Below are 14,197 nucleotides of genomic sequence, written 5' to 3'. Positions count from 1 at the left end.
ATTTTTTAGAAGAAAGAGGCAAGAGGCAAGACTTTCGTTTAAGAAAATAGAACAAAATAAAGAATATAGATTTTAGTTCCGGAGGAACGATTCATATTGTAGCGCCGGATTTTAATCCGATGAGGTTAAAGAGAATAGAATAAAGAGTGGAGATTTTAGATCGGGCAGAAAACTTGAAACTTTAAACCTGAAACAAAATTTTCACAACAAAAATATCAAACAAAAAAACAATGAGTTCAGTATTAAAAACAAACGCTTTAGAGAGTGAAGCGATATATATTTTCAGAGAAGTAATTTCACAGTTTGACAAACCGGTTTTACTTTTTTCAGGAGGAAAAGATTCTATTACATTAGTGCGTTTGGCACAAAAAGCATTTTTTCCTGCCAAGATTCCGTTTCCTCTATTACACGTTGATACGGGACACAATTTTCCTGAAACAATTGCTTTCAGAGATAAATTGGTAGAAGAATTAGGTTTAGAGTTGATTGTTCGTAATGTTCAGGATGCTATTGATGAAGGAAAAGTGGTTGAAGAAACTGGTAAATATTCAAGCCGTAACAGCTTACAGACTACAACACTTTTGGATGCCATTGAAGAATTTAAATTTGATGCTTGTATTGGCGGTGCGCGTCGTGATGAAGAAAAAGCAAGAGCAAAAGAACGTATTTTCTCTGTTCGTGATGATTTCGGGCAATGGGACGAAAAAAATCAAAGACCTGAGTTGTTTGATATCTTAAATGGAAAAATCGAAAATGGACAAAACGTTCGTGTTTTTCCAATTTCAAACTGGACAGAATTAGATGTTTGGAGTTATATCGAAAAAGAAAAAATCGAGATTCCGTCCATCTATTTCTCACATAAAAGAAAAGTTTTTTTGAGAGACGGTTTAATCTGGTCGCATTCTCCTTTTGTGTACCAAGAAGAAGACGAACAAATCGAAGAAAGAATTGTTCGCTTCAGAACCGTTGGAGATATGAGCTGTACAGCAGCTGTTGAATCTTACGCAGCAACAATCGAAGAAGTGGTTGGAGAAATCAGATCATCAACTATCTCTGAAAGAGGTGCCAGAATCGATGACAAACGTTCTGAAGCTGCAATGGAAAAAAGAAAACAACAAGGTTACTTTTAATTTAATTAAAAATTGAGAATTAAAAATTAAAAGTTAGAATCAAGAAAACAAAAACATACAGATTTAAATTTTAGTTCAAAGGCAAACAACGTGAAACTTGAAACCTGAAACAAAAAATTAAACCTGAAACAAAAATATTAGAATGGACGTTTTAAAAATAGCAACAGCAGGAAGTGTAGATGACGGAAAAAGTACTTTGATCGGAAGATTATTGTACGACACAAAATCATTGACTACAGATAAAATTGAAGCAATCGAAAAAAGCAGTAAGCAAAAAGGATACGATTATTTAGATTTCTCTTTGGCAACTGACGGATTAGTGGCGGAAAGAGAGCAAGGAATCACGATTGACGTTGCGCATATTTATTTTTCGACTGCAAAGAAAAGTTACATTATTGCCGATACTCCAGGTCACGTAGAATATACAAGAAACATGGTTACAGGAGCTTCAACTTCTCAGGTTTCGATCATTTTAATCGATGCTAGAAAAGGAGTTATTGAGCAGACATACCGTCACTTTTTTATCAACAATTTATTGAGAGTAAAAGAAGTAATCGTTGCCATCAACAAAATGGACTTAGTAGATTATTCTGAAGAAGTTTTCAATAAAATCAAAGCTGATTTTGAGGCATTAAACGCCAAAAGTACTTTCAAAGAGCAAAACGTAAGCTACATTCCGTTAAGCGCAATCAACGGTGGAAACGTAGTAGACAAATCAGAAAACATGCCTTGGTACAATGGACAAACTGTTTTAGAACATTTAGAAGGATTGCATTCTCATGATGTTTATGAGGCAGGAAAAGCACGTTTCCCAGTTCAAACCGTTATTCGTCCAAAAACAGAAGAATACCACGATTTCAGAGGTTATGCTGGAAAATTATACGGAAACTCTATTAAAGTTGGAGATGCTGTAACGGTTCTTCCTTCTTTAACACAATCAAAAGTTTCAAAAATTCACTTCTTCGATAAATCATTTGACGAAGCTTCTGCAGGTTCTTCAATCACAATCGAATTAGAAAATGATATCAATGTAACGAGAGGCGATATGATTGTAAAATCAGATGAGCTTCCAAGAATTGAAAAAGATATTACAACGACAGTTTGCTGGATGGACAGTAAAAAACTGGTTCCAGGAACTAAATATCTTGTACAGCACAATACGAATAGAGTTTTAGCAAAAGTAGAAAGCATTAAAAACACAATTGCAACTGATTATTCAGGAACAACAGAAGCTTCGCAATTAGCGATAAACGAAATCGGAGAAGTAAGCATCAAACTAAGCAAACCTTTATATTTTGACGCTTACAACGAAAACAAATCAAATGGAGCTTTTATCTTAATTGATACAGCAACGAATACAACAGCAGGAGTAGGATTCATTCGCTAGTTGATAGTTGATGGTTTTTGGTTGATAGTTATTCTGCCAGCAAACCAACAACCAGCAACAGACAACCAACAACTAAAGACAAAATGGAAAGTTTTAGAACAGAAATAGAAAATCCGGTAGTTCAGAAAGAGATTATCGAATTAGAAAAAAAGATTCATTTATTCCGTGGAGGAAAAATTGATGATGAGCGTTTTCGTAGCCTTCGTTTAGCGCGTGGTATATACGGTCAGCGTCAGGAAGGTGTTCAGATGATTCGTATCAAACTGCCTTATGGTAAAGTAACCAGCGAGCAATTGAGAAGAATTACGGAAGTATCCGATAAATATTCTACTGGACGTCTGCATATTACAACACGTCAGGATATCCAGATTCACTACGTAAGTTTGGACAGAACACCTGAACTTTGGTCAGAATTGGCAAAAGACGATATTACGTTGCGTGAAGCTTGCGGTAACACCGTTAGAAATATTACAGCAAGCGAATTAGCAGGTGTAGATGTAAACGAGCCATTTGATGTTTCGCCTTATGCACACGGTTTGTTCCAATACTTATTGAGAAATCCAATTTGTCAGGAAATGGGACGTAAATTTAAAATTTCGTTCTCTTCTTCGGATGAAGATACCGCTTTAAGTTATTTGCACGATTTAGGATTTATTCCAAAAATCAAAGACGGACAAAAAGGATTTAAAATCATGTTCGGTGGAGGTTTAGGATCTCAGCCAGCGCATGCAGAATTACTTTCTGAGTTTGTACCAGTAAACGAAATCATTCCAACAGCAGAAGGAATCATCCGTATTTTTGACCGATACGGTGAACGTGCAAAAAGAATGAAAGCGCGTATGAAATTCTTAATCAAAGAAATGGGAAAAGATGCTTTCCTTGATTTAGTTGAAAAAGAGAAAAAAGCAATTGCTTTTGAAACATACGAAATTGACACCACTGCTTTTGATGGTCCAATTCCAGAACCAGTTTTAGAAGTGCCACAAGTTAAAATCGAAGATGTAGCAGCTTATGAAGCTTGGAAAAAATCGAATGTAATTGCACAAAAACAAGCAGGATATTATGCTATCGGAATCAAAGTTTTATTAGGAGATTTTTATACGGATAAAGCCAGATTATTAGCCGATTTAATTAAAAATTACGCAGCAAATGAATTACGTTTTTCATTGCGTCAAAATATTGTAATACGTCACGTAAAAGAGGAAAATCTTCCTTTCTTTTATCAAGAATTAGCCAAATTGGGCTTTGTTCATTTGGGATATAATTCTACCGTAGATATTACGGCATGTCCAGGAACCGATACTTGTAATTTGGGGATTGCGAGCAGTACTGGTATTGCCGAAGAATTAGAAAAAGTGATAAATGCAGAATATCCTCAATATTTAAACAACCGCGAAATCGAAATTAAAATTTCGGGCTGTATGAACGCTTGCGGACAGCATAATATGTCTGCAATTGGATTCCAGGGAATGTCTATCAACTCAGGAAAATTAGTGGCTCCGGCTTTACAAGTTTTGTTGGGTGGAGGAAGATTAGGAAACGGAGAAGGACGTTTTGCTGATAAAGTAATCAAAATTCCTAGCCGTAGAGGACCAGAAGCTTTGCGTACCATCTTAAATGATTTTGACGCTAATGCGAATGGAGAAAAATTCCTAAACTATTACGATGCAAAAGGAGAGAAATACTTCTACGAAATCTTAAAACCGTTAGCTGATGTAACCAACTTAACAGAAGCTGATTTTGTGGATTGGGGTAACGCTGATAATTATGTAAAAGCAGTTGGAGTTGGAGAATGTGCTGGTGTTGTGATCGATTTAGTGGCAACTTTATTGTTTGAAGCTAAAGAGAAATTGATTTTGGCTCAGGAATCTTTCGACGAGAAAAAATGGTCTGACGCAATTTATCATGCTTACGCTGGATTTGTAAATGGGGCAAAAGCTTTATTGTTGGCAGAAAACCAAAAAACAAACCACCACGCAGGAATCGTTGATTTGTTTGACACTGTTTTTGTTGATACCAATAAAATCGAATTGAATTCAACTTTTAAAGACTTAGTTTACCAAATCAATAAAAATGAACCATCTGAAGCTTTCGCTAAAGATTACATTGCACAAGCAACCGTTTTCTTTGATAAAATCGAAACATTCAGAGCACAAGAATTAGCAAATGCTTAATATAAAACCCAAAATAACTTTAGTCGGTGCAGGTCCGGGCGATCCTGAATTATTGACGCTAAAAGCTGTAAAAGCATTGGCTGAAGCTAATGTGGTTTTATACGACGCCTTAGCCAACGAAGAAATTCTGGATTACGCACCAAAAAATGCCATCAAGATTTTTGTTGGAAAAAGAATTGGAAACCATGCTTACACGCAAGATCAAATCAATCAACTGATTGTAGATAATGCGTTGACGTACGGAAATGTAGTTCGGTTAAAAGGCGGAGATCCATTCATTTTTGGAAGAGGAGGGGAAGAAATTGATTTTGCAGAAAGTTTTGGAATTGAAACACTTGTCGTTCCCGGAATTTCATCTGTAGTGGCAGTTCCGGCAAGTCAAGGAATTTCAATAACAAAACGAGGAGTTTCAGAAAGCTTTTGGGCTATTACAGGAACTACATCCGATAGAAAATTATCTTCAGATGTAGCTTTGGCGGCTCAATCTTCTGCAACAGTTGTAATCTTAATGGGAATGCACAAACTGCCTCAGATTATCGATTTGTTTCAAAAAGAAAACAAAGGAAATCTGCCAGTTGCGATCATTCAAAACGGAACAACAGCAGAAGAAAAAGTGGGTGTAGGAACAGTAGATTCGATTTTAGAAATCGTAAAAGAAAAAGAATTAGGTTCTCCGGCCATTATCGTTTTAGGCGAAGTGGTAAAAGAAAGCCACAAGCTAAAAGGGTTTTACGAAGAATTTTTATCAAAAGAAATCGCAAGATAGAGTTCCGAAGGAACGAGTGATTTTGTAGCGTCGGGTTTTAACCCGATGTAGCAAAAAGCATTAAAAGAAATAACAAGATAAGTTCCGAAGGAACGACCGATTTTGCATCATCAGGTTTAAACCCGATATTTACATAAAATTGTTCCGTTAGGAACTACATATTGGTAACATGGAACAAAACGAATTATATCCAATATTTCTAAAGCTTCATAATTTAAATGTATTGATTGTAGGTGGAGGAAATGTAGGTCTGGAAAAGCTTTCATTCTTGCTCAAGTCAAGTCCGAATGCAAATGTTGAGGTAGTAGCAAAAGAATTTCATTTAGAAATAAAAGTTCTTGCTGAGAAACATCCTTCGATTACATTGACCAAATCGAAGTTCAAAAAGAAAATGCTCAAAAAGCGCCACATGGTAATCGCTTGTACAGATAATCTTGAAGTCAATAAAAGAGTGTACGATTTAGCCAGAAAACGCTATTTGATTTGCAATATAGCCGATACGCCAGATTTATGTGATTATTATTTGGGCGGAATCGTAACGAAAGGAAATGTAAAAATTGCCATTTCGACTAACGGAAAATCGCCAACAACAGCCAAAAGGCTTCGGGAGTTTTTCGAAGAAGTAATTCCAGAAGATATCAATCAAATGGTTGAGAATCTGAATGAATACCGAAAAACGTTAAAAGGTAATTTTGAAGATAAAGTAAGGAAGATGAATGAAATAACAGCTTCTTTGAAAAATAAAGAATAACAAAAAAGTTCCGAAGGAACGGCTGATTTTGTAGCGTCGGGTTTTAACCCGATGTAAAAGAATGAATGAGATTACCTCTTCATTAAAAAATAAAGAGTAAAAAAAGTTTCGGAAAGAAATTAATGATAAAAATCATTGAAAGTACAAGGATTTATTCGTTTCTTTGCGTTATTAAGAATGATTATAAACAACAACATAATGATTAAAACAGATATACTTATAATTGGAGCAGGCCCAACAGGTTTATTTGCCGTTTTCGAGGCAGGATTATTAAAATTGAAATGTCATATCCTAGATGCTTTGCCACAACCAGGAGGACAGCTTTCAGAATTATATCCTAAGAAACCAATTTATGATATTCCTGGATTCCCAGAAGTTTTAGCCGGAGATCTTGTAGACGGGCTAATGGAGCAAATCAAACAATTTGAGCCAGGTTTTACTTTAGGAGAACGTGCAGAAACAATCGATAAACAAGAAGACGGAAGTTTCATAGTAACTTCAAACAAAGGAACTAAATTTCACGCACCAGTTATTGCAATTGCTGGAGGTTTAGGAAGTTTCGAGCCTCGTAAACCACTTATCGAAGATATCGAGTTTTATGAAGATAAAGGAGTAAAATACTTCATCAAAAATCCTGAGAAATTCAGAGATAAAAGAGTTGTTATTGCAGGAGGAGGAGATTCAGCATTAGACTGGTCTATTTTCTTAGCAAACGTAGCTTCAGAAGTAACTTTAATTCACCGTAGAAACGAATTTAGAGGCGCTTTAGATTCTGTAGAAAAAGTACAGGAATTAAAATCGGCTGGAAAAATCAAATTAATCACTCCAGCAGAAGTTATCGGAATCAACGGTGCTGAGCATGTAGAATCATTAGATATTGAAGAAAACGGAGCACACCGTAAAATAGAATGCGACTATTTCATCCCGCTTTTCGGATTAACACCAAAATTAGGTCCAATAGGAGATTGGGGATTAGAAATCGAGAAAAATGCTATTAAAGTAAACAATGCATTAGATTATCAGACCAATATTCCTGGAATCTTCGCCATTGGAGACGTAAATACATACCCTGGAAAATTAAAATTAATCCTTTGCGGTTTCCACGAAGCAACTTTAATGTGTCAGGCAGCTTACCAAATCATCAATCCGGGTAAAAAATACGTATTGAAATATACAACAGTATCTGGAGTAGACGGTTTCGACGGAACTCGTAAAGAAGCTCCTAAAGCAGTTGTTAAAGCGATTGTTTAATCTTAGGTGCTGAGGTTCTAAGGGACTAAGGTGCTAAGGTTTTATATATAGAAAGCTCAAACTTTTATAGTTTGAGCTTTTTTATTTTTATCGATTAATGGAAAAACATAGCCAGAACGCAACGTATAGACAATATATTATCACGATCCGCATGAATTATAACAATGTGTACCCAAGCCAAGGTTGAAACCTTTGGCTATATTTGAAAAACTGAAGTCAAATTTTAAAACTTAGAACCTTAGTATCTTAGAATCTCAGAACCTTAAAAAAAACATTTGCAAATCGTATTGCCATTTCATACCTTTGCGCTGTTCTTAAAATTATTGTTCGTTATCACGAAAGGCGGAGGGATAGACCCGATGAAACCTTAGCAACCCTTTACTATAAAGAAGGTGCTAAATTCTACTTTGTATCGTAAACACACGGTATTTAAGATAGATAACACAAATACATTCTCGTATTTCCCAAAACTTTTCTAGACAACATACAAATAATTTACTGAAATCAATTTCGGTAAGAGCGAATCATTGGCGCATTTTTGCAGTCAATAGTTCCCGCTTTCGCCTATATCTCTCCGTTTCACTACGAGGATAACGGCTCAATCGGGGCTAATGAACCAGCAATAGTGCACTTTGGAATTAATGTGAAAAAAAATATCGAAGACTAAACCCGACAGGTTTTTAAAACCTGTCGGGTTTAAATAGAGTCTTCAAAATTATAATTTAAAAAAGCTTTGTGCCTTAGTGCCTTAGCGGCAAGAGAAAGATGTCGATTACAATTCAAGAAGCAATAAAGAAAAATATCCTAATCCTTGATGGAGCAATGGGAACTATGTTACAACGCTACAACTTCTCTGAAGAAGATTTTCGTGGCGAACGTTTCAAAGATTTCCCGCATCCGTTAAAAGGAAACAACGATTTATTATCCCTAACACAGCCACAGGCCATTCGTGATGTTCACGCTGCATATTACGAAGCTGGTGCAGATATCGTAGAAACCAATACATTTTCGGGAACGACAATTGGTATGGCCGATTATCATATGGAAGATTTGGTTTACGAACTAAACTACGAATCGGCTAAACTGGCAAGAGAAGTTGCGGATGAATTCACAGCAAAAAATCCGGAGAAGCCGCGTTTCGTAGCAGGTTCAATCGGACCAACAAACCGTACGGCAAGTATGTCACCAGATGTAAATGATCCAGGTTACAGAGCCGTAACTTTTGACGATTTGCGAATTGCATACAAAGAGCAAGTAGAAGCTTTAATGGACGGAGGTTGCGATTTGCTTTTAGTAGAAACGATTTTCGATACCTTAAACGCAAAAGCGGCACTTTTTGCCATTGAAGAAGTAAAAGAAGAACGAAATATCGATATTCCAATCATGGTTTCAGGTACGATTACCGATGCTTCAGGAAGAACGCTTTCTGGACAAACGGTTGAAGCTTTCCTGATTTCAGTTTCACATATTCCGTTATTAAGTGTTGGTTTCAATTGCGCTTTAGGAGCCGATTTGTTGAAACCATATTTAAAAACATTGGCGCACAACACAAGCTTTAATGTTTCAGCGCATCCAAATGCTGGATTACCAAACGCTTTCGGACAATACGATGAAACACCAGAACAAACTCAGGCATTCATCAAAGAATATTTAGAAGATAATTTAATCAATATCATTGGGGGTTGTTGCGGAACAACTCCAGATCATATTCGATTAATTGCTGAAGTTGCAAAGGATTATAAGCCGAGAGTGGCGCCGGTTAACGCTTAATATAATTTCCCTTCGTTATGTGTACGGATTAAAATCCGTCCCTACAAATGGTTTTGAGCCGATGGCTCTTTAAAAAAAAGTTCCGTAGGAACGAAATATTTTGTAGCAACGGAATTTATTCCGTTGAATATAGAAGTGATTTACGAAAGAGTTCCATGGGAACGTTATATGGATTATGAAAATTCGATAGATATATACGAATCACGCCCAAAATAACAAACATATATACCTACAAGGTTTCGAAAACCTTGCAGGAAAAAAATAAATAAGTTCCGATAGGAACTAAATATTGGTAGCAACGGAATTTATTCCGTTGAAAATTGAAAGAAATGACAGAAAAAAGAAGAGACCTTGTATTATCAGGATTAGAACCTTTGATTATTACGCCAGAAAGCGTTTTTGTAAACGTTGGAGAGCGTACGAATGTAACGGGTTCGCGAAAATTCCTTCGATTAATTAAGGAAGAGAAGTATGACGAGGCACTTGATATTGCAAGACAGCAGGTAGAAGGAGGAGCGCAGATTATCGATATTAATATGGATGAAGGAATGTTGGACGGTGTAACTGCTATGACCAAATTCCTAAACTTGATTGCTGCAGAGCCAGATATTTCGAGAGTGCCAATTATGATCGACAGTTCGAAATGGGAGATTATCGAAGCGGGTCTGAAAGTAGTACAAGGAAAAAGCGTTGTAAACTCGATTTCGCTAAAAGAAGGCGAAGAAGCCTTTATTCATCACGCCAAATTAATCAAACGTTATGGTGCGGCTGCTATTGTAATGGCTTTCGACGAAGTAGGTCAGGCCGATAATTACGATCGCCGAGTTGAAATCTGTCAGCGTTCGTATGATATTTTGGTCAATAAAGTAAACTTTCCTCCGCAGGATATTATTTTCGATTTGAACATTTTCCCAGTGGCAACAGGAATGGAAGAACACCGCCTGAATGCACTGGACTTCTTTAGAGGAACAAAATGGGTTCGCGAAAACTTGCCGCATGCACATATTAGTGGTGGTGTAAGTAACGTTTCGTTTTCTTTTAGAGGAAATGACGTGGTTCGTGAAGCAATGCACTCGGTATTTCTATATCATGCGATCAAAAACGGAATGACGATGGGAATCGTAAATCCTGAAATGTTGACGATTTACGATGATATTCCGAAAGACTTATTAGAGCATGTTGAAGACGTAATTCTAGACAGACGTGACGATGCTACAGAAAGACTTTTAGATTTTGCAGAAAACGTAAAAGGAGAAGTAAAAAGCGACGAAAAAGCGGTTCAAGAATGGCGTTTAGGATCGGTTCAAGATCGTATTACACACTCATTGGTAAAAGGAATTGATGCTTTTATTGAAGAAGATGTTGAGGAAGCGCGTTTAGCAGCTACAAAACCAATTGAAGTTATCGAGATTAATTTAATGGCCGGAATGAATGTCGTTGGAGATTTATTCGGAAGCGGAAAAATGTTCCTTCCTCAGGTAGTTAAATCGGCTCGTGTGATGAAAAAAGCAGTGGCGTATTTATTGCCGTTTATTGAAGCGAGTAAACAAGCAGGCGACAAACAAGGAAACGGAAAAATCCTGATGGCGACTGTAAAAGGAGACGTTCACGATATTGGAAAAAACATTGTTTCAGTAGTTTTGGCCTGTAACAATTACGAGATTGTAGATTTAGGAGTAATGGTACCTCCAGAGAAAATTATTTCGGCTGCAATTGAGCACAATGTAGACATTATCGGATTAAGCGGACTAATCACTCCTTCGCTTGACGAAATGGTGTATTTAGCCAAAGAATTAGACAAACAAGATATTAAAATCCCGATTATGATTGGCGGGGCAACAACTTCACGTGCGCATACCGCCGTGAAAATTGCACCTCAATACAGAGAAACTGTTATTCACGTAAACGATGCTTCGAGAGCCGTTACTGTTGCAGGAAACCTGTTGGATCATAACCGAAAAATATACGCGGCAGATATTCGTGCAGAATACGATTCGTTTAGAGAAACATTTTTAAATCGTTCGAGAGATAAAAACTTCTTAACGATCGAAGATGCTCGTAAAAACAAACTACCGTTGGATTGGAGCGAATATACTCCAGTGAAACCAAAAGTAATTGGAGCACAAACAATCGAAGTAGAATTGGATGTTTTGGTTCCGTATATCGACTGGACGCCATTTTTCCAAACTTGGGAATTGTATGGAAAATATCCAGCAATTTTAACGGATGAGGTTGTGGGCGAACAAGCAACTTCTGTTTTTAATGATGCTCAAGCAATGCTGAAAGTCATTTTAGCAGAGAAAAAACTAAAAGCAAAAGGTATTTACGGAATCTTCCCTGCGAATCAGGTAAATGACGACGATATCGAATTGCGTGATGAAAACGGAAAAGTTCTAGAGAAATTCTTAACGCTTCGTCAGCAGTCACAAAAAACGAAAGGTGCGCCAAATATCGCTCTAGCCGATTTTATTCTGCCTAAAGAAAGCGGAATCGAGGATTATATGGGAGCTTTCTGTGTAACCACTGGTTTTGGTGTAGACGAATGGGCTGCAGAATACGAAAAGAATCTAGATGATTATAATTCGATTATGGTTAAAGCACTTGCAGATCGTTTTGCAGAGGCTTTTGCCGAATATCTTCACGAGAGAGTACGTAAAGATTTCTGGGGTTACGATTCGGAAGAATCTTTAACTAACGAAGAATTGATTAAAGAGAATTATAAAGGAATTCGTCCTGCGCCAGGATATCCAGCTTGTCCGGATCACTTGGAGAAACCAACAATCTGGAAACTTTTGGATGTTGAAAAACAAATAGGCGTAAAACTGACAGAAAGTATGGCAATGTGGCCGGCTTCTTCGGTTTCGGGATACTATTTCGGGAATCCAAAAAGTAGATATTTCGGGCTAGGAAAAATAAAAGAAGATCAGGTAACAGATTACGCCAAACGCCGAAATGTACCACTTGATTATGCAATGAAATGGTTAAATCCTAATATAGCAGATTAACGAAGTTATTTTTGTTTCAAGTTTCAGGTTTCAAGTTTGCACAAAGCTTGAAACTTGGAACGTGAAACCTGAGACTTTGAAACAAACAAAAATGATTGATTTAAGTTTTTGATTTCAGATTTTTTACACAACAGACTCAAAACTCTTAATTCATAACTCATAACTCAAATAATGAAAGTAACAGAACATATAGAAAACGCCAAAGGAAAAACATTATTCTCATTTGAAATTATTCCTCCTCAAAAGGGGAAAAGTATTCAGGAATTATACGATAATATTGATCCGTTAATGGAGTTTAATCCGCCCTTTATTGATGTAACGACTTCTCGTGAAGAATACATTTACATTGACCGCGGTAACGGACTTTTGGATAAAAAATTGACACGTATGCGTCCGGGAACGCTTGGAATTTGCGCTTCTATAAAACATAAATATAATGTTGACACAGTTCCGCATTTGCTTTGCGGCGGGTTTACCAAAGAAGAAACGGAATACATGCTGGTTGACTGTCATTATTTAGGAATCAACAACGTAATGGCTCTTCGAGGCGATGCGATGAAAGACGAACAATCTTTTGTGCCAAAAGCGGGGGGAAATCATTACGCAATTGATTTGGTAAAACAAATTAAGGATTTAAATTGCGGAAAATATCTGCATGAAGTAATCGATGCCGACAACAAAGCCGATTTCTGTATTGGAGTGGCTGGTTATCCAGAAAAACATTTAGAATCTCCTTCTTTACAATCAGATTTAAAAAGATTAAAAGAAAAAGTAGATGCTGGAGCTGATTATGTGGTAACGCAGATGTTTTTTGATAATGCTAAATATTTCGCTTTCGTAGAAAAAGCAAGAGAAATGGGCATCACAATCCCGATTATTCCAGGAATCAAACCGATTGCCGTTCAAAGACATTTACAAGTTTTACCACAGATTTTCAGAATTGATTTGCCAGAAGATTTAATTGATGCAGTAGACAAATGCAAAAATAACGCTGAGATCAAACAAGTCGGAATCGAGTGGGCAATTCAGCAGTCATTAGAATTAAAAGCAGCTGGAGTTCCATTTTTACACTATTATTCAATGGGTAAATCGGAGAATATCCGTCAGATTGCGAGTCAGGTTTTTTAATTGCTCATATAACTTTGTCAAAGTTTTAAACTTTGACAAAGTTATTCCAATGTAGTTTGTAAAATTGGAATTTGAAATTTGGACTCGAGCGATAGCGAACAGGCGAAGCAATTTTCAAATTTGGAATTTGAATTGAGATATTGTTTAATTTAGAAGTCTAAATTTTCACACCATGAAAAATGAAGAATTACAAGCCATAGCCTCTCAATTAAAAAATCCAACAGGAGAGAAAGGAATTGAAATGGGAAATATGATGAACGAAACAAACATCAATATGACCAAACATTCCATCCAAAATCTAAATATATCTCAAGGAAATAAAATTCTGGAACTCGGGCACGGAAATGCAGGTCATGTAGAATTTCTTTTTGAACAAGCACAAAACCTAAAATATTACGGACTTGAAATGTCTGAATTGATGTTTAAGGAAGCACGTCAAATCAATAGAAATTTTGTTTCTCAAAAACAGGCATTTTTTTCGATTTATGACGGAAATAAAATACCATTTGAAGACGAATCTTTCGATAAAATATTCACTGTAAATACCATTTATTTTTGGCAGAAGCCTGAAGAATTGCTTTCAGAAATTTACAGAGTTTTAAAACCAAATGGAAATTTCTGTTTGACGTTTGCCGAAGAAGATTTTATGAAAAAACTGCCTTTTACTCAATTTGAATTTGAGCTTTACAGTACTGAAAAAGCACAAAAATTAATTGAAAAAACAGCTTTTCAAATGATTTACACCGAAACTCAGACCGAAAAAGTAAAAAGCAAAACAGGCGAATTAGTCGATAGAGCTTTTACTACCATAGTTTTGGAGAAGTAAAAAATAAAT

Annotated in this window: 10 protein-coding genes and 1 riboswitch; all 10 genes read left to right on the top strand. The window is 36.4% G+C overall.

Going from position 1 to position 14,197, the window contains the following annotated elements:
* Nucleotides 1-230: 230 nt before the first annotated feature.
* On the top strand, nt 231-1,130 hold the full coding sequence (gene cysD, locus P2W75_RS02475) for a sulfate adenylyltransferase subunit CysD (protein WP_008466601.1): 900 nt from the start codon (nt 231-233) through the stop codon (nt 1,128-1,130).
* Between the two features lie 142 nt (nt 1,131-1,272).
* Complete coding sequence (locus P2W75_RS02470) at nt 1,273-2,517, top strand: sulfate adenylyltransferase subunit 1 (protein ID WP_207297958.1); 1,245 nt, start codon at nt 1,273-1,275, stop codon at nt 2,515-2,517.
* Nucleotides 2,518-2,600: 83 nt separating this feature from the next.
* A complete protein-coding gene (locus P2W75_RS02465) occupies nt 2,601-4,691 on the top strand; it encodes a HEPN domain-containing protein (RefSeq protein ID WP_276378777.1) in 2,091 nt (696 codons plus the stop codon).
* The gene (gene cobA / locus P2W75_RS02460) at nt 4,684-5,457 is read left to right on the top strand and encodes a uroporphyrinogen-III C-methyltransferase (protein ID WP_276378776.1); all 774 of its coding nucleotides are present in this window, start codon (nt 4,684-4,686) and stop codon (nt 5,455-5,457) included. Before P2W75_RS02465 ends, cobA begins: the two co-directional genes overlap by 8 nt.
* A 169-nt stretch (nt 5,458-5,626) precedes the next feature.
* Complete coding sequence (locus tag P2W75_RS02455; RefSeq protein WP_207297956.1) at nt 5,627-6,208, top strand: bifunctional precorrin-2 dehydrogenase/sirohydrochlorin ferrochelatase; 582 nt, start codon at nt 5,627-5,629, stop codon at nt 6,206-6,208.
* A 198-nt stretch (nt 6,209-6,406) separates the two neighbouring features.
* Entirely contained in the window at nt 6,407-7,459 is a 1,053-nt protein-coding gene (locus P2W75_RS02450; RefSeq protein ID WP_207297955.1) for an NAD(P)/FAD-dependent oxidoreductase, read from the top strand.
* 327 nt (nt 7,460-7,786) lie between these two features.
* A riboswitch (SAM riboswitch) is annotated at nt 7,787-7,904 on the top strand.
* A 320-nt stretch (nt 7,905-8,224) separates the two neighbouring features.
* Nucleotides 8,225-9,229 carry a homocysteine S-methyltransferase family protein gene (locus P2W75_RS02445; RefSeq protein ID WP_276378775.1) on the top strand — a complete coding sequence of 335 codons (1,005 nt, stop codon included), beginning with the start codon at nt 8,225-8,227 and terminating at the stop codon, nt 9,227-9,229.
* A gap of 329 nt (nt 9,230-9,558) precedes the next feature.
* Nucleotides 9,559-12,234 carry a methionine synthase gene (gene metH, locus P2W75_RS02440; protein WP_276378774.1) on the top strand — a complete coding sequence of 892 codons (2,676 nt, stop codon included), beginning with the start codon at nt 9,559-9,561 and terminating at the stop codon, nt 12,232-12,234.
* A gap of 171 nt (nt 12,235-12,405) precedes the next feature.
* Nucleotides 12,406-13,362 carry a methylenetetrahydrofolate reductase [NAD(P)H] gene (metF, locus tag P2W75_RS02435; RefSeq protein WP_207297949.1) on the top strand — a complete coding sequence of 319 codons (957 nt, stop codon included), beginning with the start codon at nt 12,406-12,408 and terminating at the stop codon, nt 13,360-13,362.
* A gap of 172 nt (nt 13,363-13,534) precedes the next feature.
* Nucleotides 13,535-14,188 carry a class I SAM-dependent methyltransferase gene (locus P2W75_RS02430; protein WP_276378773.1) on the top strand — a complete coding sequence of 218 codons (654 nt, stop codon included), beginning with the start codon at nt 13,535-13,537 and terminating at the stop codon, nt 14,186-14,188.
* Nucleotides 14,189-14,197 lie beyond the last annotated feature (9 nt).

It is taken from the genome of Flavobacterium sp. H4147 (assembly GCF_029360735.1).
In the GTDB taxonomy this organism is placed as follows: Bacteria; Bacteroidota; Bacteroidia; order Flavobacteriales; family Flavobacteriaceae; genus Flavobacterium; species Flavobacterium endoglycinae.
This window is presented reverse-complemented; position numbering and strand designations above follow the sequence as displayed.

What these genes read in the sequence shown, in the direction of transcription:
- P2W75_RS02465 (WP_276378777.1), top strand. Translation starts at nt 2,601, where the DNA reads ATGGAAAGTTTTAGAACAGAAATAGAAAATCCGGTAGTTCAGAAAGAG.
- cobA (WP_276378776.1), top strand. Translation starts at nt 4,684, where the DNA reads ATGCTTAATATAAAACCCAAAATAACTTTAGTCGGTGCAGGTCCGGGC.
- metF (WP_207297949.1), top strand. Translation starts at nt 12,406, where the DNA reads ATGAAAGTAACAGAACATATAGAAAACGCCAAAGGAAAAACATTATTC.
- P2W75_RS02470 (WP_207297958.1), top strand. Translation starts at nt 1,273, where the DNA reads ATGGACGTTTTAAAAATAGCAACAGCAGGAAGTGTAGATGACGGAAAA.
- cysD (WP_008466601.1), top strand. Translation starts at nt 231, where the DNA reads ATGAGTTCAGTATTAAAAACAAACGCTTTAGAGAGTGAAGCGATATAT.
- P2W75_RS02450 (WP_207297955.1), top strand. Translation starts at nt 6,407, where the DNA reads ATGATTAAAACAGATATACTTATAATTGGAGCAGGCCCAACAGGTTTA.
- metH (WP_276378774.1), top strand. Translation starts at nt 9,559, where the DNA reads ATGACAGAAAAAAGAAGAGACCTTGTATTATCAGGATTAGAACCTTTG.
- P2W75_RS02430 (WP_276378773.1), top strand. Translation starts at nt 13,535, where the DNA reads ATGAAAAATGAAGAATTACAAGCCATAGCCTCTCAATTAAAAAATCCA.
- P2W75_RS02445 (WP_276378775.1), top strand. Translation starts at nt 8,225, where the DNA reads ATGTCGATTACAATTCAAGAAGCAATAAAGAAAAATATCCTAATCCTT.
- P2W75_RS02455 (WP_207297956.1), top strand. Translation starts at nt 5,627, where the DNA reads ATGGAACAAAACGAATTATATCCAATATTTCTAAAGCTTCATAATTTA.